Annotated in this window: 26 protein-coding genes; 14 read left to right on the top strand and 12 right to left on the bottom strand. The window is 67.9% G+C overall.

From position 1 onward, the window contains the following. Window positions 1–720, bottom strand: coding sequence for a LytR/AlgR family response regulator transcription factor (locus AC4D14_RS16905; RefSeq protein ID WP_490903830.1), 720 nt, complete (start codon window positions 718–720; stop codon window positions 1–3). Between the two features lie 18 nt (window positions 721–738). After that, window positions 739–1,926, bottom strand: a complete 1,188-nt coding sequence (locus AC4D14_RS16900) for a sensor histidine kinase (RefSeq protein WP_490903829.1) — start codon at window positions 1,924–1,926, stop codon at window positions 739–741. Window positions 1,927–2,158: 232 nt separating this feature from the next. Between AC4D14_RS16900 and AC4D14_RS16895 the strand changes: the two genes are divergently transcribed. Then, the gene (locus AC4D14_RS16895) at window positions 2,159–2,581 is read left to right on the top strand and encodes a DUF485 domain-containing protein (RefSeq protein WP_490903828.1); all 423 of its coding nucleotides are present in this window, start codon (window positions 2,159–2,161) and stop codon (window positions 2,579–2,581) included. Then, complete coding sequence (locus tag AC4D14_RS16890) at window positions 2,578–4,215, top strand: solute symporter family protein (RefSeq protein WP_490903827.1); 1,638 nt, start codon at window positions 2,578–2,580, stop codon at window positions 4,213–4,215. The genes AC4D14_RS16895 and AC4D14_RS16890 overlap by 4 nt, the downstream gene beginning before the upstream one ends. 98 nt (window positions 4,216–4,313) lie before the next feature. Here the strand turns inward: AC4D14_RS16890 and AC4D14_RS16885 are convergent, their stop codons facing one another. Together AC4D14_RS16885 and AC4D14_RS16880 are read right to left on the bottom strand one after the other, a co-directional pair. Then, window positions 4,314–4,640 (bottom strand): hypothetical protein, encoded by a 327-nt coding sequence (locus AC4D14_RS16885; RefSeq protein WP_490903826.1) that lies wholly within the window; start codon window positions 4,638–4,640, stop codon window positions 4,314–4,316. Window positions 4,641–4,790: 150 nt separating this feature from the next. Further along, complete coding sequence (locus AC4D14_RS16880) at window positions 4,791–5,264, bottom strand: Lrp/AsnC family transcriptional regulator (protein WP_490903825.1); 474 nt, start codon at window positions 5,262–5,264, stop codon at window positions 4,791–4,793. A gap of 191 nt (window positions 5,265–5,455) precedes the next feature. Between AC4D14_RS16880 and pdhA the strand changes: the two genes are divergently transcribed. The 4 genes from pdhA to AC4D14_RS16860 all read left to right on the top strand — a co-directional run bounded on the left by pdhA (window position 5,456) and on the right by AC4D14_RS16860 (window position 10,411). Further along, complete coding sequence (pdhA, locus tag AC4D14_RS16875) at window positions 5,456–6,595, top strand: pyruvate dehydrogenase (acetyl-transferring) E1 component subunit alpha (RefSeq protein WP_490903824.1); 1,140 nt, start codon at window positions 5,456–5,458, stop codon at window positions 6,593–6,595. After that, the gene (locus AC4D14_RS16870; protein WP_490903823.1) at window positions 6,595–7,602 is read left to right on the top strand and encodes an alpha-ketoacid dehydrogenase subunit beta; all 1,008 of its coding nucleotides are present in this window, start codon (window positions 6,595–6,597) and stop codon (window positions 7,600–7,602) included. Before pdhA ends, AC4D14_RS16870 begins: the two co-directional genes overlap by 1 nt. Then, window positions 7,599–9,032, top strand: coding sequence for a dihydrolipoamide acetyltransferase family protein (locus AC4D14_RS16865; protein WP_490903822.1), 1,434 nt, complete (start codon window positions 7,599–7,601; stop codon window positions 9,030–9,032). The genes AC4D14_RS16870 and AC4D14_RS16865 overlap by 4 nt, the downstream gene beginning before the upstream one ends. A 224-nt stretch (window positions 9,033–9,256) precedes the next feature. Then, window positions 9,257–10,411, top strand: coding sequence for a glutamate--cysteine ligase 2 (locus tag AC4D14_RS16860; protein ID WP_490903821.1), 1,155 nt, complete (start codon window positions 9,257–9,259; stop codon window positions 10,409–10,411). Window positions 10,412–10,479: 68 nt separating this feature from the next. Here the strand turns inward: AC4D14_RS16860 and AC4D14_RS16855 are convergent, their stop codons facing one another. The 5 genes from AC4D14_RS16855 to AC4D14_RS16835 all read right to left on the bottom strand — a co-directional run bounded on the left by AC4D14_RS16855 (window position 10,480) and on the right by AC4D14_RS16835 (window position 14,513). Next, a complete protein-coding gene (locus AC4D14_RS16855; RefSeq protein ID WP_490903820.1) occupies window positions 10,480–11,247 on the bottom strand; it encodes a GAF and ANTAR domain-containing protein in 768 nt (255 codons plus the stop codon). A gap of 223 nt (window positions 11,248–11,470) precedes the next feature. Further along, window positions 11,471–11,893: a DUF6098 family protein gene (locus AC4D14_RS16850; protein WP_490903819.1), complete on the bottom strand. Its 423-nt coding sequence runs from the start codon at window positions 11,891–11,893 to the stop codon at window positions 11,471–11,473. A gap of 270 nt (window positions 11,894–12,163) precedes the next feature. Beyond that, a complete protein-coding gene (locus tag AC4D14_RS16845; RefSeq protein ID WP_490903818.1) occupies window positions 12,164–12,520 on the bottom strand; it encodes a hypothetical protein in 357 nt (118 codons plus the stop codon). Window positions 12,521–12,590: 70 nt separating this feature from the next. After that, window positions 12,591–13,904, bottom strand: a complete 1,314-nt coding sequence (locus AC4D14_RS16840; RefSeq protein ID WP_490903817.1) for a DUF2252 domain-containing protein — start codon at window positions 13,902–13,904, stop codon at window positions 12,591–12,593. A gap of 9 nt (window positions 13,905–13,913) precedes the next feature. Then, the gene (locus tag AC4D14_RS16835; RefSeq protein WP_490903816.1) at window positions 13,914–14,513 is read right to left on the bottom strand and encodes a DinB family protein; all 600 of its coding nucleotides are present in this window, start codon (window positions 14,511–14,513) and stop codon (window positions 13,914–13,916) included. Between the two features lie 200 nt (window positions 14,514–14,713). On the opposite strand from AC4D14_RS16835, the gene AC4D14_RS16830 reads away from it, so the two are divergent. Then, window positions 14,714–14,893 (top strand): hypothetical protein, encoded by a 180-nt coding sequence (locus tag AC4D14_RS16830; protein WP_490903815.1) that lies wholly within the window; start codon window positions 14,714–14,716, stop codon window positions 14,891–14,893. Window positions 14,894–15,365: 472 nt separating this feature from the next. Here AC4D14_RS16830 and AC4D14_RS16825 read toward each other — a convergent pair whose 3' ends face one another. Further along, window positions 15,366–15,833: a GNAT family N-acetyltransferase gene (locus tag AC4D14_RS16825; protein WP_490903814.1), complete on the bottom strand. Its 468-nt coding sequence runs from the start codon at window positions 15,831–15,833 to the stop codon at window positions 15,366–15,368. A gap of 77 nt (window positions 15,834–15,910) precedes the next feature. Continuing rightward, a complete protein-coding gene (locus AC4D14_RS16820; RefSeq protein WP_490903813.1) occupies window positions 15,911–16,522 on the bottom strand; it encodes an SACE_7040 family transcriptional regulator in 612 nt (203 codons plus the stop codon). Window positions 16,523–16,642: 120 nt separating this feature from the next. On the opposite strand from AC4D14_RS16820, the gene AC4D14_RS16815 reads away from it, so the two are divergent. From AC4D14_RS16815 to AC4D14_RS16785, 7 genes are read left to right on the top strand one after another with little or no spacing between them, the layout of a single operon-like run. After that, entirely contained in the window at window positions 16,643–18,247 is a 1,605-nt protein-coding gene (locus AC4D14_RS16815; protein ID WP_490903812.1) for a carboxyl transferase domain-containing protein, read from the top strand. Window positions 18,248–18,252: 5 nt separating this feature from the next. Further along, window positions 18,253–20,409 (top strand): acetyl/propionyl/methylcrotonyl-CoA carboxylase subunit alpha, encoded by a 2,157-nt coding sequence (locus AC4D14_RS16810; protein WP_490903811.1) that lies wholly within the window; start codon window positions 18,253–18,255, stop codon window positions 20,407–20,409. Next, window positions 20,406–21,578: an acyl-CoA dehydrogenase family protein gene (locus AC4D14_RS16805; protein ID WP_490903810.1), complete on the top strand. Its 1,173-nt coding sequence runs from the start codon at window positions 20,406–20,408 to the stop codon at window positions 21,576–21,578. Before AC4D14_RS16810 ends, AC4D14_RS16805 begins: the two co-directional genes overlap by 4 nt. Window positions 21,579–21,608: 30 nt before the next feature. After that, entirely contained in the window at window positions 21,609–22,406 is a 798-nt protein-coding gene (locus tag AC4D14_RS16800; protein WP_490903809.1) for a CoA transferase subunit A, read from the top strand. Window positions 22,407–22,409: 3 nt separating this feature from the next. Next, window positions 22,410–23,063 (top strand): CoA transferase subunit B, encoded by a 654-nt coding sequence (locus tag AC4D14_RS16795; RefSeq protein ID WP_490903808.1) that lies wholly within the window; start codon window positions 22,410–22,412, stop codon window positions 23,061–23,063. Further along, the gene (locus AC4D14_RS16790) at window positions 23,056–23,601 is read left to right on the top strand and encodes a MaoC family dehydratase (RefSeq protein ID WP_490903807.1); all 546 of its coding nucleotides are present in this window, start codon (window positions 23,056–23,058) and stop codon (window positions 23,599–23,601) included. The genes AC4D14_RS16795 and AC4D14_RS16790 overlap by 8 nt, the downstream gene beginning before the upstream one ends. Window positions 23,602–23,612: 11 nt before the next feature. Continuing rightward, complete coding sequence (locus tag AC4D14_RS16785) at window positions 23,613–24,419, top strand: HpcH/HpaI aldolase/citrate lyase family protein (protein ID WP_490903907.1); 807 nt, start codon at window positions 23,613–23,615, stop codon at window positions 24,417–24,419. A gap of 59 nt (window positions 24,420–24,478) precedes the next feature. Here the strand turns inward: AC4D14_RS16785 and AC4D14_RS16780 are convergent, their stop codons facing one another. Further along, the gene (locus tag AC4D14_RS16780; protein WP_490903806.1) at window positions 24,479–25,963 is read right to left on the bottom strand and encodes an HNH endonuclease signature motif containing protein; all 1,485 of its coding nucleotides are present in this window, start codon (window positions 25,961–25,963) and stop codon (window positions 24,479–24,481) included. Window positions 25,964–26,051 lie beyond the last annotated feature (88 nt).

The following is a 26,051-nucleotide window of genomic DNA, read 5'->3' as shown; positions in this document are numbered from 1 at the left end:
CTACTGGCCCGGGCGCAGGCGTGTTGCTTCGAGCTTGCCGCGCAGGTCCGGAAGATGGCGCCGGCTCACCGGGAGCTCGGCGTTGCCGACCATGACGCTGGCCCGGCCTGCGTTGATGCGCACGAGGCGGACCTGATCCATCGCCACGAGGTAGGACCGGTGGGTGCGCAGGAACCCGGCGTCCGCCCACTGCCGTTCGAGGTCGTTGAGGGGGATGCGGATCAGGTAGCTCGCCTCCGAAGTGTGGAGCCGGGCGTAATCGCCCTGGGCCTGCACGTAGCGAACGTCGTCCCTGCGGATCATGCGGCTGACCCCGCCCTGATCGACGGTGATGAGTTCGGGTGCTGGGGTGCCACCTGCTGCCAGCTCGCAGATCCTTCGCACCGACTCCGCCAGCCGCTCCCGCCGCACGGGCTTCAGGAGGTAGTCGACCGCACGCAGCTCGAAGGCCTCGACGGCGCGGTCCTCGTCGGCGGTGACGAACACGACGGCGGGCGGCTTGGGGAAACCCGCAATGACCCGCGCGAGGTCGAGCCCGGACAGTGCGGGCATGTGGATGTCGAGGAACAATGCGTCGACGTCGTGCTTCTCAAGCGCGCTCAGCGCCTCGGCGCCGCTTGAGGCCCTGTGGATCGCCCCGACCCGTGGGTCCTTGGACAGCAGGAAGGCGAGTTCCTCGACAGCGGGAAGCTCATCGTCGGCGATGACCACATTGACCATGAACCCTAGGTTACGCGGTCAGGTGTGGTGGCCGGGCTGCGATTTGGGAACCCGCAGGGTGATCAGGGTGCCGGCTCCGGGTGCGGTGTCGATAATGAGGCCGTGGTCGTCGCCGTACACCTGGCGGAGCCGCGCGTCGACATTGCGCAGGCCCACGTGGACGCCCTCGGTGTGCCCGGCCAGCACGGAGCGGAGATGCTCGGGTTCGATGCCCACGCCGTCGTCCTCGATCGTGACCTCGGCGAAGGCGCCGGCGTCGTGGGCGGTGATCGAAATATGGCCCACGCCGTCCTTCGATTCGAGGCCGTGGCGCACCGCATTTTCGACAAGCGGCTGGAGGCTCAGGAACGGGATCACCGTGCTGAGCACCTCCGGCCCGATCTCGAGCGAAACCTTGAGCCGGTCTCCGAACCGGGCGCGTTCGAGCAGAAGGTACCGGTCGATGCTGCGGAGTTCCTCGGCGACCGTCGTGAAGTCGCCGTGGCGGCGGAAGGAGTACCGGGTGAAGTCGGCGAACTCCACCACCAGATCCCGCGCCCGCTCCGGGTCGGTGTTGATGAATGAGGCGATGGCGTTGAGCGAATTGTAGATGAAGTGGGGGCTGATCTGCGCCCGGAGGGCACGGACCTCGGCCTCGATGAGCAGGCGGCGCGACGAGTCCAGTTCGGCCAGTTCGACCTGGGTGGAGACCCAGCCGGCGAGCTCGTTGACGGCGCGGACCAGGCCGGCGCTGGCGTCGGGGGCGAACGCCCCGACAGTGCCGACAACGCGCTTGTCCACCCGGATCGGTGAGACGACCAGCTCGCCTTCCCCCGGCAGCCGTGCCGCGTCGAGCTGTGTGCGCCGGATGATCTGCGTGCGCCCCGATCCGAGCACCTCCCGGACGAGTTCCATGTACTGGCCGGGCACGGTGCGGGTCCCGTCCCAGCCCAGGACGGCGTCCTCGTCGGTGATCACAAGGGTGTCGCAGTGAAGCAGGCCCCGCAGATGGCGGCTGGCCTTTGAGGCACCCGCCGGCGTCAGACCCTCGCGGAGGTGCTCGGAGGCGAGGGCCGCGGTGTGGAGGGTTGCATAGGTGGCCCGGTCCGCATCGGATCCCAGTTCGCGCGCGGAGCGCGTCAGGCGGAACCCGACAGCGGCGACCGCGACGAGGGTCAGTACCGCTATGGCGCACACCAGGGCGGTGTCGACGGCGGCGCTGAACATGGCTCTACAGTAGCGCCCCGCCCGCCCGGGGCCCCGCCGCCGTGTCAGCACTCCGTGCCAGCACCCGCCGACCGTTCGTCGCAGCGGGCTGCGCGCTCGGCGACAGGAGCCGTTCAGTGCTGGAAAAGCCGCGGGCCGTGCGCCACAGTGATGGGAGTCACACGGGAGGGCCGAGCCTGCCCGGCAACGCCGCCGGCTCCGCAGGGGTGACGGCCCGAGTAGAGGAGGAATCATGGGTTCACACCCAATCGAACCGGACGCCGGGACGCCGTCGTCCGCGGCGGGATCGCCGGCGCATGACGCCGGGATCCCTCCGGTGGACTTCACCGAGGTCCAGAACACCGAGCAGTTCAAGGAGCTGCGCAAGCGGCACCGCAGCTTCGTTTTCCCCATGGCCGTTGTGTTCCTGCTGTGGTACTTCGCGTACGTCCTCCTCGCGGACTACGCCCACGAGTTCATGGCGACCCCGGTGTTCGGCAACATCAACATCGGCATCATCCTTGGGTTGCTCCAGTTCGTGAGCACCTTCGCCATCACCATGTGGTACGTCAGCTACGCCAACCGCCGGCTCGATCCCATCGCCGCGGATATCCGCCACCAGCTTGAGACAGCGGCCCCCGAGGTATTCGACGACCCGACAGGCAGGACGAAATGACAACCTCCCTCACCACGGGGCTCATCCTGCCCCTGCAGACCGTGCCGTCAACCCGCGTCGGCGAGCCGTGGCTGAACATCACCATCTTCGGGTTGTTCGTGGCCATTACCCTCGTGATCGTGCTTCGGGCAAGCCGCAACAACAAGACCGCGGCCGACTACTACGCGGCCGGCCGCTCGTTCACGGGCCCGCAGAACGGGACAGCGATCGCCGGTGACTACCTCTCCGCGGCGTCGTTCCTCGGCATCGTCGGTGCCATCGCCATCAATGGCTATGACGGCTTCCTCTACTCGATCGGCTTCCTCGTCGCGTGGCTCGTTGCACTGCTGCTCGTAGCCGAGCTGCTGCGGAACACCGGCAAGTTCACGATGGCCGACGTCCTCTCCTTCCGGCTGAAACAGCGCCCGGTCCGGATTGCCGCCGCAATCACCACCCTCGCGGTCTGCTTCTTCTACCTGCTGGCGCAGATGGCCGGTGCCGGCGGACTCGTCTCGCTGCTGCTGGGCATCGACGACCGCGTCGGGCAGTCCCTCGTGATCGCCGTTGTCGGCATCCTCATGATCCTCTACGTACTGATCGGCGGCATGAAGGGCACCACCTGGGTGCAGATCATCAAGGCCTTCCTCCTCATCGTGGGTGCATTCATCATGACCGTGTGGGTCCTGGCGATCCACGGGTTCAACTTCTCCGCCCTGCTCGGCGCCGCAATTGAAACCTCCGGCAACGCGGCGATCACCAGCCCCGGCCTGCAGTACGGCCTCACCGGAACGACCCGGCTCGACTTCGTCTCCCTGGCGCTCGCCCTGGTGCTCGGCACGGCCGCACTGCCGCACGTGCTCATGCGCTTCTACACCGTCCCGACGGCCAAGGAAGCCCGCCGCTCGGTGGTCTGGGCGATCTGGCTCATTGGCGCGTTCTACCTGTTCACCCTCGTGCTCGGATACGGCGCAAGCGCCCTGATCGGCGCGGAGCGGATCGCCGCCGCCCCCGGCGGGGTGAACTCGGCCGCACCGCTGCTCGCCTTCGAACTTGGCGGCCCGCTGCTGCTGGGGCTGATCTCGGCAGTCGCGTTCGCCACGATCCTTGCCGTGGTGGCGGGGCTCACCATCACCGCCGCCGCGTCGTTCGCCCATGACATCTACGCGAACGTCGTCCGCCGCGGCAAGGTCGACCCCGACGGCGAAGTCAAGGTGGCACGGCGGACCGTTGTCGTCATCGGCCTGCTCTCGATCCTTGGCGGCATCGGCGCCTCGGGCCAGAACATCGCCTTCCTCGTCGCGCTGGCGTTCGCCGTTGCGGCGAGCGCGAACCTTCCCACCATCCTTTACTCCCTGTTCTGGCGGAAGTTCAACACCCAGGGCGCGCTGTGGAGCATGTACGGCGGCCTCGGCTCGGCGATCCTGCTGATCGCGCTGTCGCCGGTGGTCTCGGGGGGAGAGAAGTCGATGATCCAGGGGGCGGACTTCTCGCTCTTCCCGCTCAGCAACCCCGGCATCGTCTCGATCCCGCTCGCGTTCTTCCTCGGCTGGCTGGGGACAACCCTCTCCAAGCGAACCGAGGATCCCCTGACGGCATCCGAGATGGAGGTCCGTTCGCTGACCGGCGTAGGTGCCGAAAAGGCTGTCGAGCACTAGGACCTGCCCCGGGCGGACGCCCGGAACTGGAAGGGGCCGAAGCACCGGAGTTCCGGTGCTTCGGCCCCTTCCTTGGGTCCGGCCTCGTTGGGGTTTGCCTAGTCGCTCGGGCTGATGTCCGTCGTGAGGTCGCGCTCGTCGGCGGTCTGCTCGTCCTTTTCCTCGGCCGGCCCCGTCGCCTTGTTCAGGCCAGGCGCGCGTCCTGCCGGGTCGGTCTCCTCGTGGTCCGGCACATAGGTAATCCCTCCTGCGCTGTCGGCTGCGGGGAGATCCTCACCGGCTGATTCGCCAGCTGATTCACCGGCGGGGGCATCGACCGGCGAGGGGTCCTCGACGAGGTCGACATCGTCGCGTGGGATGGGGTTTCCTGCCTGCTCAAGGCCGTCGCGGGCCGGGCTCGACGGCTCTTCGGTGTTCGAATCCATTGCGCTCTCCTTCGCCGACCGGATCGGTGTGCCAGCCCGGACGGCTGTGCTTCAGCCCGTCCGCGAGGGCGTCCGGTGATAGAACCATAACCCCGCCCGCTGGCCCCGGAAAGGGGAAGTGCGGGACTTGAAAGCTGCTGCGTTCGGCTGCTACCGGGGGAGGGGGCCGCGCGTGAGCAGCGGCTCGACGCGGAAGGGCACTAGCTCGCCCATCGCCAGGGAAGTGTCGCAGCGTTCGACGCCGTTGCAGGCAAGGATCTTGCCGTTGATCCGGAAGAGGTCCTCGGCGTCGGTCGCGACCACGCGGACGAGGATGTCGGCGTGGCCGGAGAGCCCGTGCGCCTCGACGACCTCGGGGATCAGGCCGAGCTGGCGGGTGATCTCGGAAAGCTTTTGCTGCTGCACGTGAACGTGGATGAAAGCCATCAGGGGGTAGCCCAGGGCCGCCGGGTTGATGCGCCGTTCGAAGGAGAGGAAGACCGATTTCTCCTCAAGCCGCGTCATGCGGGCCTGAACCGTGTTGCGGGACATTCCGAGCCGCTCGGCGATGGCGACGACGGTGCGGCGCGGGTCCTTTGCCATGGCCAGAAGCAGACGCATGTCCGTGCCGTCAAGGGGGTGCATAATGCGCAACGCTAACACGGGCGGCCGTGCCAGTACAGGGCACTCTGCTCAGTCAAGGAACGATCGGTTGTGCCGCCTGTGCGGTGTGAGTAGGGTCACAAGTACTTCGGGTAATGGTGCCCGAAGGCTTCCGGTGGCGCTACAGCGAGGCCGGGGGAGTACCGCCCAGCACATGAAGGTGGCGTGGAATCGTGGCTCCGAACAACAGCCTGTCCCCAAGCAGCGGCCAACCGGAGCCTGCTTCCGGACTTGTCCAGCTCATTACCGCTGACGGCGTCCGCGTTCCGGACGCCCACTATGATCCCTTGGTTTCCGATATCGACGGCGCCGCACTGCGCTCGCTGTACGAGGACATGGTCGTGGTGCGCCGAATCGACGCCGAAGCCACGGCCCTGCAGCGCCAGGGGGAACTCGCGTTGTGGCCGCCGCTGCTCGGCCAGGAGGCCGCCCAGATCGGGTCGGGCCGCGCACTGCGCAGCGACGACTTCGTCTTCTCCAGCTACCGCGAGAACGCCGTGGCGTACTGCCGGGGAGTCGACCTCACCGACATCCTGCGCGTCTGGCGGGGCAACGCGTCCTCCGGCTGGGACCCCTACACGATCAACATGGCCACCCCGCAGGTGATCATCGGCGCACAGACGCTTCACGCAACCGGGTACGCCATGGGCATCCTCCACGACGGAGACGACGCCGTCGCCGTGGCCTACTTCGGCGACGGAGCCACAAGCCAGGGCGACGTCAACGAGGCGATGGTGTTCTCCGCCAGCTACCAGGCGCCGGTGATCTTTTTCTGCCAGAACAACCACTGGGCGATCTCCGAACCGGTGGGGCTCCAGGCCCATGTGCCGATCGCGAACCGCGCCCCGGGTTTCGGGATCCCCTCGGTCCGGGTGGACGGCAACGACGTCCTTGCCTGCCTGGCCGTGACCCGGGAGGCCCTGGCGCGGGCCCGTTCCGGCGGCGGGCCGACCTTCATTGAGGCCGTCACCTACCGCATGGGACCGCACACCACGGCCGACGACCCCACCCGGTACCGGGACCCGAACGAGCTCGAGGACTGGGCCGCCAAGGACCCGCTGGCACGCATCGCCTCGCTCCTTGATTCGATGGACCTGCTCGACGCCGACTACACCGATTCGGTGCGGGCGAAGGCCGACGCCGTTGCCGCCGAACTGCGGGCGGGATGCCTTTCGATGCCGGAACCGGCCCCGGCCGACGTCTTCCGCCACGTGTACAGCACACCGAACTCCTGGCTTGAGCGGCAGCAGGACCAGTACGAGCGGTATCTCGCGTCGTTCTCCGCCGGCGCAACCTCCGAGGGGAGCAACTGATGTCGACGATGACTTTCGGCCGCGCGATCAACGCCGGCCTGCGGCGCGCAATGGACGCCGACCCGAAGGTGGTCCTCATGGGGGAGGACATCGGCAAGCTCGGCGGTGTCTTCCGCATCACCGACGGCCTGCAGAAGGATTTCGGCCCGCACCGGGTGCTCGACAGCCCCCTCGCTGAAGCGGGGATCATGGGCACCGCCGTCGGAATGGCCTACCGGGGCTACCGTCCGGTTGTGGAGATCCAGTTCGACGGATTCATCTACCCGGCCTTCGACCAGATCGTGTGCCAGGTGGCGAAGATCCACTACCGCACCCAGGGTGCCGTGAAGATGCCCATCACCATCCGCGTCCCCTTTGGCGGCGGGATCGGCTCGCCCGAGCATCATTCCGAATCACCTGAGGCCTACTTCACCCACACCTCGGGCCTGCGGGTCATCAGCCCGTCGAACCCCCAGGATGCCTACACGATGATCCAGCAGGCGATCGCCTGCGACGACCCGGTCCTCTACTTCGAGCCCAAGCGCCGCTACCACACCAAGGGCGAGGTCGATGAGGGCTCCGACCCGGCGTCGTCGTCAATGGAACAGGCGCGCGTGGTCACCCCCGGCACCGACGTCACCCTCGTCACTTACGGTCCGCTGGTGCCCACAGCCCGCGACGCAGCGGTTGCGGCGGGCGACGAAGGCATCTCCATCGAAGTCATCGACCTGCGCTCGCTCGCCCCAATCGACTTCGCCACCGTCGAAGCGTCGGTGCGGAAGACCGGACGCCTTGTCATCACCCATGAGGCGGCCCAGTCCGGCGGCCTCGGCGCCGAGATCGCAGCGAGCATCACCGAACGGTGCTTCTACCACCTTGAGCACGCTCCGGTCCGGGTCACCGGCTTCGACATTCCCTACCCGTACTCCAAGCTCGAGTTCCACCACCTGCCCGACCTCGACCGCATCCTCGACGGGGTCGACCGCGCGCTGGGGCGGCCCAACTCGCTGAGCGGAATCGACGCGTGAGCGCCGGGATGATCAAGGAATTCCGCCTTCCCGACCTCGGCGAGGGACTCACCGAGTCGGAGATCGTCAGCTGGCACGTGGCCGTCGGAGACACTGTTGAACTGAACCAGGTGATCGCCGACGTCGAGACGGCAAAGGCCGTGGTCGAGCTCCCTTCACCGTACGCGGGCATCGTTGCGGCGCTCCACGAGCAGCCGGGAAGCGTCGTGGCGGTAGGAGCGCCGATCGTTTCCTTCGAGGTTCCGGCGCCGGCGGTGCCGGTGTCCGAGGGCCAGGCGCGCCCCGTCGATGGAGCCCAGGCTCCCGCCAAGCGGGAACCGAACCTCGTTGGCTATGGTGCGGCAGTTGAGAAGAGCGGACGACCCGCCCGGCGCTCGCGCAGCTTCCCTCCCGCGGGCGTCAGCCTGCTTGAGGCGGCCACGCCTGCGTCACTCGCCGTTCCGCCGCCTCCGGCATCGCGGAATCCGGCACCGGATGCCGGGCGGAGGGCGCCGGCCGGTCCTGCGGTGCGGCTCGAGCGGCCGCGGTCAACGCCGCCGGTGCGGAAGCTCGCCCGCGATCTCGGCCTGCACCTCGAGGACATCGAAGGCACGGGCCCGAACAAGCTCATCCTGCGCGAGGACGTCCTCCGTGCGGCCCGTGCCGATGGCGTTCCTTCCCCTGCTCCCGTGCAGGGCGCGGTCGCGGACGGCTCTTCGCAGGCGACGTCCTCCGGGGTGGTTGAGGGAGCCCTTGAGACCCGGACGCCGATCAAGGGGATGCGGAAGCATACCGCCGCCGCGATGGTGGCAAGCGCCTTCACGGCGCCGCACGTGACGGAGTTCCTCACCGTCGACGTCACGGCGACGATCGACCTCCTGGCCAGGATCAAGGACTCGCGGCAGTTCGCCGGGGCGCGGGTGACTCCGCTGACGATCGTCGCCAAGGCCCTGTGCATCGCCCTGGCGCGGAACCCCAGCCTGAACTCGCGGTGGGACGAAACGGCGGGGGAGATCGTCACCTACCACTACGTGAACCTCGGCATCGCGGCGGCCACGCCGCGGGGGCTGCTCGTCCCCAACATCAAGAACGCGCACGGGCTCAGCCTGCTTGAGCTTGCCGGGAAATTGAAGGAGCTCACCGACACGGCCAGGGCCGGCACCACGGCGCCGGCGGATCTCTCCGGCGGCACCATCTCCATCACGAACATCGGTGTCTTCGGCATCGACGCCGGAACGCCGATCCTCAACCCCGGTGAGGCGGCAATCCTTGCCATGGGAGCAGTGAGGCGCATGCCGTGGGAGTTCGAGGGCGGCATCGCCCTGCGGTCGGTGCTGACGCTGAGTCTCTCCTTCGACCACCGCCTCGTCGACGGCGAACAGGGCTCGCGGTTCCTGGCCGACATCGGAACCATCCTCAACGACCCGGGAATGCTCGTCACGATGGTGTAGCCGTCCCGGCCCGGGCCGCCGTCCAGTCCCGGGCCGGGCAAGACCTTGCACGGCGGGTGCAGCCGGTTTAGCCTTGATTTCCGATCAACTGGGGTTAAGCAGCGGCCCGGTGTTTCCCGTTCCAAGAGCGCTCCGAGAGGGCTCGCCGCACTTTCAGCATTTCCGCACGCCCGCAGCGCGTGTGGCTCGTCCCTTTGTTCCTGCTTCCCCGGGGTGGTTACCTGATGCGGTCCTTCGGCGTTGAGGAGGAGTTCCTCCTCGTAGATGAAGTGGAAGGCGTCGCGCTCCCACTGGCGCAGGCGATCCAGGATTCGCCGCTGGGCGGTGGCCTGACGATCGAGATGAAGCAGGAGCAGATTGAAACCTGCACCCGGCCCTCGTACTCGCTTGAGGAACTTGCGGCCGATATCAACGGGTGCCGTGCTGCCGCCGATGCCGCGGCGCGCGCAGTGGGGGCCCGGGTGGCCGCGATCGCGACGTCGCCGCTGCCTGTCCAGTCCCGCCTCAGCCCGGGGCGGCGGTACGCGGAAATGGTGGATCGGTTCCAACTGACGGCGCGCGAACAGCTCACCTGCGGCTGCCACGTGCACGTGGGGGTGGAGTCCGACGAGGAGGGCGTGGCGGTCCTGGACAGGATCCGGATCTGGCTTCCGGTGCTGGCGGCGCTGAGCACGAATTCACCCTTCTGGAATGGTGAGGACACCGGCTACGCAAGCTTCAGGACGCAGGCCTGGAACCGGTGGCCCACTGCCGGCCCCTGCGACATCTTCGGGTCGGCCGAGAACTACCACCGGTGCGTCAACGGCCTGCTTGACTCGGATGTGCCGCTTGACCTTGGGCAGATCTACTTCGACGCCCGCCTCAGCCATAACCACCCTACGGTTGAAGTGCGGGTGGGCGACGTGTGCCTCCATCCGGACGACACCGTGCTCATCGCGGCGCTGGTGCGCGCCCTGGTTGAGACGGCGGCAAGGCAGTGGCGTGAAGGGACGCCCCCGCCCGCCGTTCCCACCGCCCAGCTGCGCGTTGCCTCATGGCGTGCTGGACGGTTCGGCCTCGACGGGGAGCTGCTGCACCCGGTCGAGAACCTGCCACGCCCTGCGCCCGCCGTGGTTACCGCACTCCTCAACCATGTTCGGCCGGTGCTCTGCGAGCAGGGCGAACTGCCCCTCGTGCAGTCCCTCGTACGCCAGATCCTGGCCCGGGGGACCGGCGCCCGCCGACAGCGGGCGGCCTACGACCGGAGGGGGGACCTGAGGGACGTTGTCGCGGACTGTGTGTTCATCAGCAATCTTCCACTCGCACCGATCGGCCGGCGGCACGACGCGTCACTTGGGGCGTTTTCCGTCGAGCCCGTGCGGAACGGCCGACGCGGGTAGTCCATCCATCCGCCCTGACACCCGGGCATCCCGCCGCAGGCCATCACCCGATCACTGGGCCGCGCCGTTCAGCTTTCAAAGTGAGCAGACGATGCATGATGGCCCGTGGAGTCGACCACGGCGGCCGCCACGTCACGGAGCTTCACATTCCTGGCGCTCGAGGCGGACTTCAGGATCGTCATTGCGGAGGCCTGGCTGCACCTGTTCTGCGCCATGATGATGCCCGCGGCCAGATCGATTGTGGTGCGGGAGTCCATCGCCGCCTTGAGGTTCTGGCCGTTGTCGGTGAGGTTCGCGATGCGCACTGCCAAACGGAGCGACTTCGACGCCTCACGGGCGAACTGTTCGGCGGCGTCGACGGCGGTTTCGTCGAACGCCGCAGGGGAGGTTGAGTAGAGGTTGAGCCCGCATGCGGCGTCGCCGTCCAACGGGATGGGGACGCCGAGGATGGACCGGATTCCGTACTTGGCCACGGCGGCCCGGTACTCCGGCCAGCGGCGGTCCTGTTGGAGGTCGGGTACGTTGACGGTCTCGTTCGTGCGGGCAGCCGTCAGACATGGACCGTCGTCGAGGGAGGACTGTATCGCGTCCATGTCTTCCGCCTGCCAGCTGCTGCTGGCGACAGTACCGCTCTTCCGCAGCCGCATCAGCGTGATCCCGCAGTGCACCTCGCGGCCCGGTCCAGCCAGATGGTCAACGGCCAGGCCCGCGACGTCGTCAAGGAACTCCTTGACGTCCCGGCTCTCCAGAACGATGTTTTGAAGCAGTCCGGAGATGTCGCCGCCGACTGCGGCCTGCCCTGCCGACTCTGCTCCAGTGACCTTCTCGGTTGACATACCGCTCCCGCCAGGGTCGCGACGCCCTGGTGCCGGCATTGAAGCCAAAGACGGGAAGGGTGCCTGTGCCGCCTGCTGCTAAGCGACACTCCCCACTCTACTCCTCACCTGCAGGCCGGGACCCGGCCGCCGGGGCCGGAACGGCGCAACACCAGTTCTCCCGCCGCTGCGTTTTGGCATGCGCTTTCGGGGTAGTTGCGCGGCCGCGCAATGCCGACGAAGGCTATGGTCCCTGCCGGGCGGCGAACTGCTCCTCGTACACCCTCTCGGCTTCCCCGAGGAGCGCGTCGTCGAGCCTGCCGAGCGGTTGAACGTCGACCAGCAGCGGCTCGCAGTCGGGCCCGCGTCCAACGCACCGGCCCGTGAGGACCCAGGCGTGGCGGTCCTTCCTGTCACCCAGGTGCCTGTATTGGCACACCTGCCGGGCCAGCCAATCCCTCAAAGGCCGCGTCCACCAGCTCTCCGGGGTCAGCGGGTTGACGGACAGGCCGGGGAGTGTCAATCCGCTCTCCGAGTCGGTGCTCTGCGAGCCGGAGTCGGCCTCGTATCCCTCGGAGTACCTGATGTAGACGTTTTCCCCGGCTGCAACGAGCCGCTCCAGCTCGCCGAGGTCCTTCACAACGCTGGAGTCCGTCCTGGCGGGCATTGCTACCTCCTTGTGGTGGCGGGATCGCCGGCCGTCGACCGGGACGGCAGGCAGCCGCCCGTCGAGGGTACGCCGGCGTTTCCCGCAGACCCGGAATCTCTTTCACGGGCAATCCGTAAGCATGCTTAGTACACTCAACGATGCGTGGCGCGGGGAGCTGCGGTCAAGCATTTCGCGAGGTCAAGGAACTGGTGCGGTCAAGGACAGGCGAGCTGCAGTGGGTCCCATCGAGGTCGACCCGGCACCGGTTCGGCAGCGGGGGCGCGCGGATCAGCCTGCCGACGGCTCCGCGGTCTGGCCGCAGGCCCGGCGCAGGTCGTCGATTGCGCCGTCGGGCGCGTTGTCGCCGGCCTCGGTGATGCGCTCCAACGGAGCAAGGATCGTGTCAGGGACGCCCGCTGTTCGCGCGGCGGGCACAAGGCCCGACAGGGCCTCCATCTCCCTGGCGCTGATCAATCCGTCCTCCGCCAGTGCGCAGGCCCGTTCCTGGACCTCGCGGGCTCCGGCCGATGCGGCTTCGGAAACGGCGTCCCGGGCTTTCTCTTCGACCTGTGCACACCCTCCAAGGAAAGCGGCCGAGGCAACGGCCAGCGGAACAATGATCCGGGCGGCGCGGAAAGTTTTCACGGCACAAGCCTACTGCCCTTCGGGGCGGCAGGGGGATCCTGCCGGGCGCCGGGGTCTTGAGGCCGGGTCTTCAGGTGGCGGGGACGGCGCTGATCTTGCCCTCGCGGAATGCTTCAACGAAAAGCGCGTGGTCCTCGCGAACGGAGGCGGCGTAGCCGATTGAGAAGTCGATGATGTCGCTCAGGAACTCGTCCTCCCTTCCTTCAATCGCCTCGATGATCGCTGTCTCGGTGCGGAATGGCACGAGATCGTGGTCGCTGTCCTCGTCGGTGGAGCAGTGGATCTTCGCGGTCGCCTGGCCCAGGCCCTGCAGCACGGGGTCCATGTCGGCCGGCTCGGTCAGGTCCTCCCAGTCGAGGTCGCGCTTGTAGGGGGAGAGCTCCGAGACAACATAGGAGACGCCGTCAATGGTTGTGTAGCCAAGGAAAGGGTCGGTGTGGGTCTGGAGGGAGCGCTGGCTGATGACAGCCCGGTGGCCGTCGTCGATGAAGTAGTCCCGCACGCGCTCGTCGTTGACGATGCGGCTCGGCGCCGCGATGTTCGACTGCTTGACGCTGAGGATGATGTCGTTTTCCTGTGCCTCGTCATAGCCTTCGATCAGCACGTTGTAGGCGGGCAGCCCAGCGCTGCCGATCCCGAACCCGTTCCGGCCGACAATGCCCTTCACCTCGTAGAACACTCCGCGCCGCGACCGCTCGTTTTCCGGGATGGTGGTGAGGTACTCATCGAACGCCGTGGCGACCTTGGCGTATTCAGTTTCGTCGAGGCGGCGGGTCGACCCGTTGTCGCGGAAGTGCCGCTCGTGGTCTTCGACCCGCGTGAGCGATTCGAGCATCTGCGTCCGCCGTGAGGCGCGGGCAGCGTGGAGGACCCTGCGGATGGCGCCGTCGGTGTTGTGGAGCCCGAAGGCGAAGTCGGCGTCCTCGGCTTTGACATAGTCCCGGACCCTGTCGAGGTAGCTGCGGAGATAGGTTTCCGCGAGGTCGGTAACCGCCTGTGCCGGCAGCGCCTTCTGCCAGCACAGCAGCGCCAGGGAAGCGACGAACCGGCGCAGGTCCCAGGAGAAATGGCCGACGTACGCCTCGTCGAAGTCGTTCACATCGAAGGTAAGCCGGCCTTGGTTGCTCATGTAGGTGCCGAAGTTTCCCGCATGCAGGTCACCGTGGATCCAGACCCGGCCGGTGCGCTCGTTGGCCCAACGGTCCTCGAGGTCTTCCATGTCGGAATAGAAGATTGAGGCGCTGCCACGGTAGAACGCGTAGGGGTCGGCTGCCATCTTCCGGAAGCGCGCCCGGAAGGCCCGCGGATCCGCTCCCATGAGCGCCTCGTGGGCCTCAACAAGGGTGTCGATAATGTGCTGTTGGCGGTGCGCGGAGTCGACCATGCGCCCAGCCTACGCCCCGGAGACGCGTGCTTCGGCTTCCGCCTGCCGGGCGGCCGCTTCAATCCTGGTGCGGTGCCGCTCCCACTCCCCGGAGGTCCGCCGTGTCACGTTCGGATCGTCGGGGCCGTTGCCTGCGGCGCCGTCGATGAGTTCGCGGAGGATGTCTGCGTGCCCGGCGTGCCGGGATGTTTCGACGCACATGTGCACCAGGATCTGATGGAGCGTCACGCGGCGGCGCTCCGGCGGCCACCATTGAACCTCGCCGACGGCGGTGAGCGGAAGAGCCTCGATTGTCGAATCGCTGTGCGCGGCCGAGAAGCGGTGCAGTTCGATGATCTCCGTCCTGGATTCTTCCGGGGCCGCCCACATGTCGGCGTCCGGTTCGGCGTCCTCCGCCAGCGAGGGAAGCAGGCGGCCGCTGGGGCGGCCAAAGACCTCACCGAAGTAGCCGAGTTCCACGCTTGCCACGTGCTTGACGAGCCCAAGGAGGTTCGTTCCGGTCGGGGTCAGCGGGCGGCGGATGTCGTATTCACCGAGCCCTTCGAGTTTCCCGAGCAGGTCGGCCCGGCGGATGCGGAGGTAGGTGAGGAGGGTTGCTTTCTCGTCCATTGACGCACTCTACCCGGGAGGCGCCGCCTCAGACGCAGGCGCTTTCCGCCGTTTGGGGCACGGAGGCAGGTGCGAAGCATTGTGGAATGGGGCCGTGGATGCAATTGTCGTCGGGTGGACGATGACGGCGGGCCTGAGCAGCACGGGCCGGAGCTGCCCGGCGGTGAGGGTCCGCCCCTTGGCGCCGCCTTCTGGACCCTGTGGAGCGCCTCGCCCTTGCCCTGACCGTCCCCGCGGCCCTCTGGGTCTGTGCCGTTGGCGCCTGGATGTTCGTCCGCGGGTCGTTCCGGCTGGAGCGGGCCGGATCATCGACGGTGCGCGCCGACATCGCCGAAGGCCTCGGGTTCCTGTGGGACCGGCCGCTCCTGCCGGCAGCCTGATGGGCTCCTTCGTCGCCGAACAGGCGGAGAAGCGCATTGGCCGTTCGCGTTCACTGGCGTTGTCCATCCTTGCGAGCACTCTCCTCATTGCCACGCCGGCACTGACAGCGGAGCCGCTGCTCATCGGCACCGCCTTCTTCGTGGGTGGAGCGGCCATCGCGGTGTGGAACGTGATTTCCGTGTCGCTGCGGCAGCGGATCACCCCGGACCGGCTCCTGGGCCGGGTCAACAGCGCCTACCGGCTCGTGGCATGGGGCACGATGCCGGCGGGTGCCGCGGCCCGCGGTCTTCGCCTTCATGGGAGTTGTGACACTCGCGCTGCTGCTGGGCATGAGGATCGTCACCGAGCCGGCCATCCGGGCCGCCGAGCGCGACGCCGAGGCCGGCTGAGGGCGCTCACCACACGTGCCGGCCCGCCTGGGCCGCCCGAACCGGCGGTATCCGTGCCCCGCGTGACTGCTGCGGGAACCGGCTAGCGCAGTTCGAGGATGAGTTCCTTGACGACCGCCCCACGGGCATTGGCGAAGCCCTGCGCCTCGCCGACCTTCTCGAACCCCCAGCGCTCAAGGATGCGGATGGAGCTGACGTTGTCGGCAACAGCGCGGGCGCGCAGCGGGCGGACCGTCACTTCCTTGAGGAACTGGCCGACCGCCGCCGTCGTGATGCCCTGCCCCCAGCGGGACTTGTCGATCCAGTAGCTGATCTCGGGTGTCTCGTCGTCGTGGTAGGCAAGGATGCTGCCCACCACGACGCCGTCGGAGAGGATGGTGCGCACCGTGATGCGCGGGTTGTTGAGGATGTCCTGCCAGTGGTGGTCGAACACGCCGCGGTCGGCGGGGTTCTTCGCCGCGAACGCCGCCATGTGGTTTGCACTCGGATCGAGTTGGTGTGCGAAAAATTCGTCCAGATCGGAGGCTTCAACGGGGCGGAGCTCAATCACAGCGGAACTTTCGGTTAGGGGACGGTGCGGACGTTGCTTGGAAACCAGCGTACTAGCAGCGGGCGGGCCATGGCGGGCTAGGCGTTGAGGGCGGCCCAGGCCATGTCTTCGAGCAGGCCGCGCAGCCCGGCGATATCCTTCGAGGTCTTGCTTCCTGCGCTTGAGTGCGGAGTCGAGTTGATCAGCCCGAAGACGGCGTGGGCCTTCCGGCGCAGGCGCAGCAGGTCCGCGCCCGGGGCCTGCTCGGCCATCACGTCGACCCACACCTCAACGTAACGGCGCTGCAGCGAGCGGACAGTCTGTTCATCCTCCCGGGAGAGGCTGCTGAGGTCGCGGTCCTGGACCCGGATGACGTTGGCGTTGCTGAGCGCGAAATCCACCTGGAACTCGATGAGCCCGCGCAGGGCGCTCTCCGGATCGGCCGAGGTCTCCACAACGGTGCGGCCGCCCTCGAGCAGGTCCTCGCTGACTCCCGTGAGCAGCGCCGAGAGCACGGCGGGCTTGCCGCTGAAGTGACGGTACACGGCCGGTCCGCTGACGCCGGCCGCCGACCCGAGGTCTTCGATCGAGACACCGTTGTACCCGCGCTCGGCGAAGAGCTGGGCCGCAGCCGAAAGGAGGGCCGCGCGCCGGGAGGCCTTGGCGAGGCTGCGGCCCGTCATCCGGTCTACTGCGGGCGGTGACTCCATGGGTAATCCTTCACTGGGAGACGAGGGTGCTCCCTATTCTGGTGGACAGGCCGGTTAATAGCCACTAACCTAAAACTCGGTTAGTGCACACTAACTCAGAGCAATTTGAGGAAGTAGTCGATGGAGACGCTGTCGTCGAAGGTGGACACCACCGCCGAGACCTTCGCTGAAAACGATGCCGCCCAGCGGCGGCTGGCGGAGGAACTGCGCGAACGCCTGGCCGAGGCCGCCCTCGGCGGGCCGGAGAAGTCCCGGGAGCGCCACCTCGCCCGCGGCAAGCTCCTTCCGCGCGAACGCATCGACGTCCTGCTCGATGATGGAAGCCCCTTCCTCGAAATAGCGCCGCTTGCGGCAAACGGCATGTACGACGACGAAAGCCCCGGAGCGGGAGTGATCGCCGGCATCGGCCTGGTGCACGGGCGCCAGGTGCTCGTCATCTCCAACGACGCGACCGTCAAGGGCGGAACCTACTATCCCCTCACGGTGAAGAAGCACCTGCGCGCCCAGGAAATGGCGCTCGAGAACAACCTTCCCTGCGTCTACCTCGTTGACTCCGGGGGCGCCTACCTTCCCAAACAGGACGAAGTGTTCCCCGACCGCGACCACTTCGGGCGCATCTTCTACAACCAGGCAACCCTTTCCGCCCGGAAAATCCCCCAGATCGCCGCGGTGATGGGCTCCTGCACCGCCGGCGGAGCCTACGTTCCCGCGATGAGCGATGAAACGGTCATCGTCCGGAACCAGGGCACCATCTTCCTCGGCGGCCCGCCGCTGGTGAAGGCCGCCATCGGCGAAATCGTCACGGCCGAGGAACTCGGCGGCGGCGAGCTCCACTCCCGCGTTTCCGGCGTCACCGACCATCTCGCTGAGAACGACACCCACGCGCTGGAGATTGTCCGCGACATCATCTCGACGCTTCCCGTTCCACGGCCCGCCTGGGACACCGTTCCCGTCCAGCCTCCCGCGGTGGAGCCGGACGAGCTCTACGGGGCTGTGCCGGTTGACGTGAACGCCGCATACGACGTCCGCGAGGTCATCGCCCGCCTCGTTGACGGGAGCCTCTTCCACGAGTTCAAGCGCGAATACGGAACAACGCTGGTGACCGGGTTCGCCACGCTCTCCGGGCACAAGGTGGGAATCGTAGCCAACAACGGTGTGCTGTTCAGCGAATCGGCGCTCAAGGGCGCCCACTTCATCGAGCTGTGCGACCAGCGCGGAATTCCCCTGATCTTCCTGCAGAACATCTCCGGGTTCATGGTCGGCAAGGACTCCGAGGCCGGCGGGATCGCCAAGCACGGCGCCAAGATGGTGACCGCCGTTGCCACCTGCCGGGTTCCCAAGCTGACGGTCGTGATCGGCGGCTCCTTCGGCGCCGGAAACTATTCGATGTGCGGGCGGGCCTACTCGCCCCGCTTCCTGTGGATGTGGCCGGCCAGCCGCATCTCGGTCATGGGCGGCAACCAGGCCTCCTCCGTCCTCAGCACCGTCAAGCGCGACCAGCTCGAGGCCCGCGGGGAGTCTTGGAGCGCCGAGGAGGAGGCTGCCTTCGTTGCTCCCATCAGGGAGCAGTACGAGGCGCAGGGGAGCCCCTACTACTCAACCGCCCGGCTCTGGGACGACGGAATCATCGACCCCGCGGACACCCGCACCGTGCTCGGGCTGGCGCTTGATGTCTGCGCCAACGCCCCGCTGCCGGAAACCTCCTTCGGCCTCTTTCGGATGTGAGCCCCATGCCCCCAACAACCCCCCAGCGGCCGGCGTTTTCGACGGTACTGATCGCCAACCGCGGCGAAATCGCCTGCCGTGTCATCCGGACCCTGCGGTTCCTCGGCATCCGATCCGTCGCCGTGTACAGCGACGCCGACGCGCAGGCCCGGCACGTCCGCGAGGCCGACACCGCCGTGAGGATCGGCCCCGCGTCGCCCACCGAAAGCTACCTCAACGCCGAGGCGATCATTGCGGCGTGCCGGCGCACCGGGGCCGAAGCGGTACACCCCGGCTACGGTTTCCTGAGCGAGAACGCCGGGTTCGCCAAGGCCCTCGCCGAGGCGGGCATCGTGTTCATCGGGCCCGGGGTTCATGCCCTCAACGTCATGGGCGACAAGATCCGCTCCAAGAACCACGTCGCAGGCCACGGCGTTCCCGTGGTGCCCGGCCTTGCCGAGCCCGGACTCACCGACGCGCAGCTGGTGGAGGCGGCCGACGCGATCGGCTACCCGCTGCTGATCAAGCCGTCGGCCGGCGGCGGCGGCAAGGGAATGCACGCCGTCCACGACCGGGCGGACCTCCCGGCCACGCTGGTGACCGCCCGCCGGGTTGCGGCTTCGGCCTTCGGAGACGACACCCTGTTCCTCGAACGCCTTATCTCCGCGCCGCGCCACATCGAGGTGCAGGTCCTTGCCGACGGACACGGCAACGTCGTCCACCTGGGGGAGCGGGAATGCTCCCTGCAGCGCAGGCACCAGAAGGTCATCGAAGAGGCGCCCTCGCCGCTGCTGAACGAGGCCACCCGGGCCCGGATCGGCGAAGCGGCCTGCAGCGCGGCCCGCAGCGTCGACTACACCGGAGCAGGAACCGTCGAGTTCCTTGTCTCCGACGCCGCACCGGACGAGTTCTTCTTCATGGAGATGAACACCCGGCTCCAGGTTGAGCACCCGGTTACCGAACTTGTCACGGGGATCGACCTCGTCGAGTGGCAGGTGCGCATCGCGGCCGGCGAGGCGTTGAACTTCACCCAGGACGACGTCGCCCTCACCGGCCACGCCATCGAGGCTCGGGTGTACGCGGAGAACCCCGAGGCGGGGTTCCTCCCCTCGACGGGCACCGTGCTGCGGCTCGAGGAACCGGCAGGCGAGGGCATCCGGGTCGACAGTTCGCTGCTGTCGGGCCTGACGATCCCTGCAGCGTACGATCCGATGCTCTCAAAGGTCATCGCCTGGGGCAGGGACCGCACCGAGGCTCTGAACCGGCTCGACGCGGCGCTCGGATCCTCCGTTGTGCTCGGCATCGACACCAACACCGAATACCTGCGGCTGCTCCTTCGCGACGACGACGTCCGTGCCGGCCGCCTCGACACGACCCTCATCGAGCGGAAGATGCCGCAGCTGGCATTCCGGGCCGTCACCGACGCGGAACTCGCCGTTCTCGCGGCGGGGATGCTCGAGGCCGAGACGCCGGCCCGTTCCGGCGGCGCCGCCGGGAGTGACGGCGCAGCGGAACTGCCGCCGTGGCAGCGCAGGGACGGCTTCCGCGTCGGCGCGCCCCGGCCCCGCACCCTGAGCCTCGAAGTGGGGCCCGACGACGTCCGGCAGGTGATGCTCCGGCAGGTGCCGGACGGACAGCCGTCCGGCACCGGCACCACCTATGCCGTGGCCGTCGACGGCGGCACCGAACTGAGCGTTCAGCTTGACGGCGCCGGCGGCGCCGTCGTCGACGGCCTGCGCACCCCCGCCGCAACCGCCCACCACGACGCGGTGGCCTGGCTGGGGGAGGACGGCTGGTCCGTGTCGGTGCGCCGGCAGAGCCGGAGCGCACGGCTGCAGGCACAGCTCGCGCTGGTGGCCCGCGCCGGCGCGGCGGCCGACCCGCTCGTCCGCAGTCCCATGCCCGGGACCGTCGTCTCGGTGTCGGTGAACGACGGCGACACCGTGGAGGCGGGCCAGGTGCTCCTTGGCGTCGAGGCAATGAAGATGGAACACCAACTCGTGGCCGCCGTGGCCGGAACCGTCCACCTCACCCTGAAGCCGGGCGACCTCGTCAAGGCCAACCAGGTTGTGGCGAGCATCCACGTCGAGCCGGCCGGCCCCGGGTCAGCGGAAGACCCGACGAACGGCCAGACAGAGCCGTCACCTCAGCAACCCACAGTGAAGGAAGTGCCAGCACGATGAACTTTGAACTCAGCGAGGAATACCAGGACCTCGTCGACACGGTGCGCGACTTCGCCGATGAGGTAGTGGAGCCCGTTTCCGTCAAGCACGACGAGGAACACAGCTTCCCGTACGAAGTGGTTAAGCAGATGGCCGACATGGGCCTGTTCGGGCTTCCCTTCCCCGAGGAGTACGGAGGAATGGGCGGAGACTACTTCGCCCTGTGCCTCGCCCTCGAGCAGCTGGCCCGGGTTGACCAGTCGGTGGCCATCACGCTCGAGGCCGGCGTCTCACTGGGCGCCATGCCCGTGTACCGGTTCGGCACCGAAAAGCAGAAGCAGCAGTGGCTTCCGTCCCTTGCCTCGGGCAAGGCCCTCGGCGGGTTCGGCCTCACCGAGTCGGAGGCCGGGTCCGACGCCTCGGGAACCCGGACGACCGCGAGGCTCGAGGACGGACCGAACGGTTCCGAGTGGGTCATCAATGGCACCAAGGAGTTCATCACCAACTCCGGCACCGATATCACCACCCTTGTCACCGTCACCGCTGTGACGGGCACCTCCGAGGGCGCGAACGGCACAGTGAAGAAGGAGATTTCCACGATCCTCGTGCCGTCGGACACTCCCGGCTTCACCGCCGAGAAGGCCTACAACAAGGTGGGCTGGAACGCCTCCGACACGCACCCGCTCACGCTGCGGGACGTCCGCGTGCCCGAAGCGAACCTGCTGGGCACCCGCGGGCGCGGCTACGCGAACTTCCTGCAGATCCTCGATGAGGGCAGGATCGCCATCGCGGCGCTCGCCACCGGCGCCGCCCAGGGCTGCGTTGAGCAGTCGCTGAAGTACGCCAAGGAACGGCAGGCGTTCGGCACCAACATCGGCTCCTACCAGTCCATCCAGTTCAAGATCGCCCGCATGCAGGCCCGCGCCCACACGGCGCGGCTCGCCTACTACGACGCCGCCTCCCGGATGCTTGCCGGAAAGCCATTCAAGACGCAGGCTTCGATCGCTAAGCTGGTCGCGGGCGAGGCCGCAATGGACAACGCCCGGGACGCAACGCAGATCTTCGGCGGGTATGGATTCATCAACGAGTTCGCCGTCGCACGGCACTACCGCGATTCGAAGATCCTCGAGATCGGCGAAGGCACCACCGAGGTCCAGCTGATGCTTATCGCACGCGAGCTTGGCCTGTAACCTGCCGACAACGGAGTTGAAGGAGACGCAGTGATCGACAAAGTTGTGCCGAGCCCGGCCGAGGCCGTCGCTGACATTCCCGACGGCGCGAGCCTGGCCGTGGGCGGCTTCGGGCTGTGCGGCATTCCCACCGCGCTCATTGAGGCCCTCCACGAGCAGGGGACCAGCGGGCTCGAGACGATCAGCAACAACTGCGGGGTCGATGACTGGGGGCTCGGGGTGCTGCTGGCCGACCACCGCATCCGCCGCACCATCAGCTCCTACGTCGGCGAGAACAAGGAGTTCGCCCGCCAGTACCTCTCCGGCGAGCTTGAAGTGGAACTGACGCCGCAGGGAACCCTCGCCGAAAAGCTGCGGGCCGGCGGCGCGGGCATCCCCGCCTTCTACACCACCGCCGGCGTCGGCACGCAGGTGAGCGAGGGCGGGCTTCCGCAGAAGTACGACGCCGACGGGAACGTCATCGTTGCTTCAAAGGCCAAGGAGGTGCGCACCTTCGACGGGACCGATTACGTCCTCGAGGAATCGGTGCGGCCCGACTTTGCGCTGGTCCACGCCTGGAAGGGTGACCGGCACGGCAACCTCGTCTTCCATGCGACGGCCATGAACTTCAACCCGCTGTGCGCCCAGGCCGGAAAGATCACCATCGCCGAGGTCGAGGAGCTCGTCGAGCCCGGTGAACTCGACCCCGAACACGTCCACATTCCCGGCATCTTCGTCCAGCGGGTCGTGCTCGTTCCCGACGTGGAGAAGCGCATCGAAAAGCGCACCGTGTCCCTCGGCTCCGGCACATCCGGCGCCGGCACATCCGGCACGACGAAGGAGGCCTGAGCCATGGCACTGACACGGAACGAACTGGCGGCGCGGGTGGCCCAGGAACTGGAGAACGGCCAGTACGTCAACCTCGGGATCGGCATGCCGACCCTCATCCCGAACTACATTCCGGAATCCGTCGAGGTGGTTCTCCACTCCGAAAACGGAATCCTCGGCGTCGGCCCGTATCCCACCGAGGAGCAGCTCGACCCGGACCTGATCAATGCCGGCAAGGAGACCGTCACCGCCAACCCGGGCGCTGCGTTCTTCGACTCGGCGGCCTCCTTCGGCATGGTGCGCGGCGGGCACGTTGATGTCGCGGTGCTCGGTGCAATGGAGGTCGCGGCGAACGGCGACCTCGCGAACTGGATGATCCCCGGAAAGATGGTCAAGGGCATGGGCGGGGCAATGGACCTCGTCTTCGGCGCCAAACGGCTGATCGTCATGATGGAACACGTCGACCGTTCGGGCGGACCCAAGATCGTTGAGCGCTGCTCGCTGCCGCTGACGGGCAAGGGCTGCGTGGACCGGATCATCACCGATCTCGCCGTCATCGACGTCGACGCCTCACGCAACGGCGGGACGCTGATCCTGCGCGAGACAGCGCCGGGCGTCGAGGTCGACGAAGTCATCGCCAAGACCGGGGCTCCCCTCGAGGTGCGCCTCAATGGATGAGGAGACCGGGACGCCCCGCGGGCGCGTGATCGAACAGCGCGGACTGTACTTCGATGAACTGGAGCCCGGAGCGGTCTACGCCCACAGGCCCGGACGAACCCTGACCGAAGCCGACAACGTGCTCTTCACAACGCTGACAATGAACTCGCAGGCCCTGCACCTTGACGCCGCATGGGCTCAAACACAGCCGTTCGGGCAGCGGCTCATGAACTCGATGCTCACCCTTTCCACAATGGTGGGGCAGTCGGTCACGCAGCTGACGCAGGGCACCATCGTGGCCCAGCTCGGCCTCACCGATGTCCGCTTCCCCCACCCGGTCTTCCACGGTGACACGCTTTACACCGAAACCGAGATCACGGGGGTCAGGGAGTCGGCGTCCCGGCCCGGACAAGGGATTGTCTCGATGGTCCATACCGGAAGGAACCAGGACGGCGTGGTTGTTGCCTCGGCGGCGCGGTCGGTCCTGATGTGGTCGAAGGCCGGGCACGCTGCTGCCGAACTCGCGGGCGCCGGTGCGCCGCTGGAGGAGGGGTCGTGAGCGGCTTCACCATGGGTCCGTCCCTATTGTTCTGCCCTGCCGACCGCCCCGAGCGATACCGGAAGGCAGCGGAGCGGGCCGACGCCGTCATCCTCGACCTCGAAGACGCCGTGGCGCCCGAGAACAAGGAAGCAGCGCGCGAGGCGCTCATCGACAGCGCCCTCGATCCCGCGCGGACCATCGTGCGGATCAACCCGGTGCCCACCGGGGACTTCCTGCGCGACTGTGCGGCCCTCCGCCGGACCTCCTACCGGACGGTGATGCTCGCCAAGGCCGGATCGGGAGGAGACCTCCGCGATGTAGGACTGCACCTGCCCTCCTACGACGTCATCGCCCTCTGCGAGACGGCGGCAGGGGTGCTCAAGGCGCCGCACATCGCGATCCAGCCCAACGTCACGGCGCTGATGTGGGGAGCCGAAGACCTCGTTGCCTCCCTCGGCGGCACGTCAAGCCGCGGACGCGACGGCGCGTACCGCGGGGTCGCCGCCCACGCGCGCTCGCAGGTCCTCCTCGCGGCAGGGGCGGCCGGAATCGCTGCGATCGACGCCGTGTACCTCGACATCCCCGACCTCGACGGCCTGGCAGCCGAAGCGGAGGACGCCGCTGCATCCGGCTTCTTCGCCAAGGCCTGCATCCACCCGACCCAGGCAGGGGTGGTGCGCCGGGCCTACGCACCGGACGAGGAAGAGGTTGCGCTGGCCCGCGACCTGCTGCGCGAGGCCGCCGGGCGCGGAGGCGTCTTCCAGTACCGCGGCCGCATGATTGACGGCCCGATCCTTCGCCACGCCGAGCAGGTCCTGGCGCGCGCTGCCGACTGAGGCGGCAGTAAAGACATCGTCCCCGCATGGGTCAGACTAACGGGGTTGGCTGTGCCGAGCTAAAACGGCGGAGGTTCGGCGAGCAGCCCGGGCGGGAACGTGCGATAACGCCGACCGGTCGGCGACGACCAGCTCAGGATGCCTGCGTCGTTCTCCCGGAGGTTCCAGAGCGTTGAGGACTTGTACGCGTGGTGCTTGCGGCAAAGGTGGGCGAGGTTCCCGTGGTCGGTGGCCCCGCCGCGGGACCATGGAACGCTGTGGTCGATGTCGGACGACGCCGCGGAGCGGTTGCATCCCGGGAAACGGCAGGTCTCGTCGCGGTACCGCAGCCACCGCGCGAGCATCGCGGACGGGAACCGGGCTCTGCGCCCCATCGCGAGGACGTTCCCGGTGTCGGAGACCAGCAGGGGGTGGAAACTCCCGCTCAGTGCTGCGAGGTCCCGGGCCCTTTCCGGACTGACCGGACCGTAGCCTTCAAGCTCGGCCGGGTGATCTGTGATCCCCAGGAGGGTCTTGACATCGATCGTGAGGAAGACCTCGACCCCACCGGACCCCTGGCTTCCGTAACCTTCCCGGGAGCCGGATATCGAAACGGGCGGGACCTCAACGATGCCGGCGCCCAACCGGGCACCGGCCTCCGGTCCCCGATGATCCGGGCTTGGACCGGGAGTGGCAACAGCCGCACCAGCCTCCCGTGCGGCGGGCGTGGCGTCCAGATGCTCGCTGCCCGGAACGCGGGCCGGGGTCAGCAGGTCGGCCAGGGCATCGGCCCGCAGTTGGGTGAGGGTCCGCGGCTCATCGGGTCCCTGGACCGCGCGCGCCAGCACCGTCAGCCGGCGGTAGGCGGTCTCCGCCGCTTCGGCGGGCAGGAAGGCCGATAGCCAGCACATGCCGTCGACGTCGGGCGCCAGCGACACCCGGCGGTCCGCAACGGCATTGCGTGAACGTTCGAGGATCGTCTCGGGGTGGTACTTCTCGCGTTCACGCCGCGCCGAGCGGGCGAGCTGTGCCGCTGTCTGTCCGGGGGCCTTGCCCAGCAGGTGCGCCTCGAAGGGCGCCCGGGCCTCGATGGGCAGTGACAGGGCCTCGTCGACAAGGGTGCGCGCCTGCCGGTAACCCAGGTGGCCGTCGCGCAGGGCCCCGAGTGTGGCGGGGAAGTGCTCGCACAGGGCACGGCTGGTCCGCAGCCGGCCGAGGGCCGTCCGCTCCGGAATCCGCAGCACGCAGGCAGCTTCGGTGGCGGCAAGGCTTGTTGCGAGTTCCTCATCGAGACGTTTCGCCCGTACCCGGTCGGCCCGTGATCCCCGGCCCGGCGCGGCAGCGGGCGCGCCGTTGGCGACAGCGTCCTGGAAGTGCTGCTCCAGGAGGTGAAGGATCCTCGCCTGCCCCGCCTGGGCCCACCCGATCAGCGACTCGAGCAGCTCAAGGGTGCGGCTGAGCCCTCGTCCGTCGAGCTCCTCCGGGGCGAACAGGTTGACCGCTCCGCTGAGTCCCGGAAGGACCCGGGTGTCCGCGGGTTCGGAATCCAGCGCCGGCGCTTCCATGACCCAACTCTGCCACCTGCCACCGACACTTTCAGCGGTGCCGCCCCGCCCCAGATCGGCCGGAGTTCACATTGTGAGAAGCGGGAAT

The sequence above is a fragment of the Arthrobacter sp. TJ-254 genome (genome assembly GCF_058269175.1).
Note: the sequence above shows the minus strand (reverse complement) of the source record. Positions and strands in the feature narration are given on the sequence as shown.

Excerpts from the sequence above, each read along its gene's own strand:
- AC4D14_RS16905 (WP_490903830.1), bottom strand. The coding sequence starts at position 720 with ATGGTCAATGTGGTCATCGCCGACGATGAGCTTCCCGCTGTCGAGGAA.
- AC4D14_RS16900 (WP_490903829.1), bottom strand. The coding sequence starts at position 1,926 with ATGTTCAGCGCCGCCGTCGACACCGCCCTGGTGTGCGCCATAGCGGTA.
- AC4D14_RS16895 (WP_490903828.1), top strand. The coding sequence starts at position 2,159 with ATGGGTTCACACCCAATCGAACCGGACGCCGGGACGCCGTCGTCCGCG.
- AC4D14_RS16890 (WP_490903827.1), top strand. The coding sequence starts at position 2,578 with ATGACAACCTCCCTCACCACGGGGCTCATCCTGCCCCTGCAGACCGTG.
- AC4D14_RS16885 (WP_490903826.1), bottom strand. The coding sequence starts at position 4,640 with ATGGATTCGAACACCGAAGAGCCGTCGAGCCCGGCCCGCGACGGCCTT.
- AC4D14_RS16880 (WP_490903825.1), bottom strand. The coding sequence starts at position 5,264 with ATGCACCCCCTTGACGGCACGGACATGCGTCTGCTTCTGGCCATGGCA.
- AC4D14_RS16870 (WP_490903823.1), top strand. The coding sequence starts at position 6,595 with ATGTCGACGATGACTTTCGGCCGCGCGATCAACGCCGGCCTGCGGCGC.
- AC4D14_RS16860 (WP_490903821.1), top strand. The coding sequence starts at position 9,257 with ATGCGGTCCTTCGGCGTTGAGGAGGAGTTCCTCCTCGTAGATGAAGTG.
- AC4D14_RS16855 (WP_490903820.1), bottom strand. The coding sequence starts at position 11,247 with ATGTCAACCGAGAAGGTCACTGGAGCAGAGTCGGCAGGGCAGGCCGCA.
- AC4D14_RS16850 (WP_490903819.1), bottom strand. The coding sequence starts at position 11,893 with ATGCCCGCCAGGACGGACTCCAGCGTTGTGAAGGACCTCGGCGAGCTG.
- AC4D14_RS16840 (WP_490903817.1), bottom strand. The coding sequence starts at position 13,904 with ATGGTCGACTCCGCGCACCGCCAACAGCACATTATCGACACCCTTGTT.
- AC4D14_RS16835 (WP_490903816.1), bottom strand. The coding sequence starts at position 14,513 with ATGGACGAGAAAGCAACCCTCCTCACCTACCTCCGCATCCGCCGGGCC.
- AC4D14_RS16820 (WP_490903813.1), bottom strand. The coding sequence starts at position 16,522 with ATGGAGTCACCGCCCGCAGTAGACCGGATGACGGGCCGCAGCCTCGCC.
- AC4D14_RS16815 (WP_490903812.1), top strand. The coding sequence starts at position 16,643 with ATGGAGACGCTGTCGTCGAAGGTGGACACCACCGCCGAGACCTTCGCT.
- AC4D14_RS16810 (WP_490903811.1), top strand. The coding sequence starts at position 18,253 with ATGCCCCCAACAACCCCCCAGCGGCCGGCGTTTTCGACGGTACTGATC.
- AC4D14_RS16805 (WP_490903810.1), top strand. The coding sequence starts at position 20,406 with ATGAACTTTGAACTCAGCGAGGAATACCAGGACCTCGTCGACACGGTG.
- AC4D14_RS16795 (WP_490903808.1), top strand. The coding sequence starts at position 22,410 with ATGGCACTGACACGGAACGAACTGGCGGCGCGGGTGGCCCAGGAACTG.
- AC4D14_RS16790 (WP_490903807.1), top strand. The coding sequence starts at position 23,056 with ATGGATGAGGAGACCGGGACGCCCCGCGGGCGCGTGATCGAACAGCGC.
- AC4D14_RS16785 (WP_490903907.1), top strand. The coding sequence starts at position 23,613 with ATGGGTCCGTCCCTATTGTTCTGCCCTGCCGACCGCCCCGAGCGATAC.
- AC4D14_RS16780 (WP_490903806.1), bottom strand. The coding sequence starts at position 25,963 with ATGGAAGCGCCGGCGCTGGATTCCGAACCCGCGGACACCCGGGTCCTT.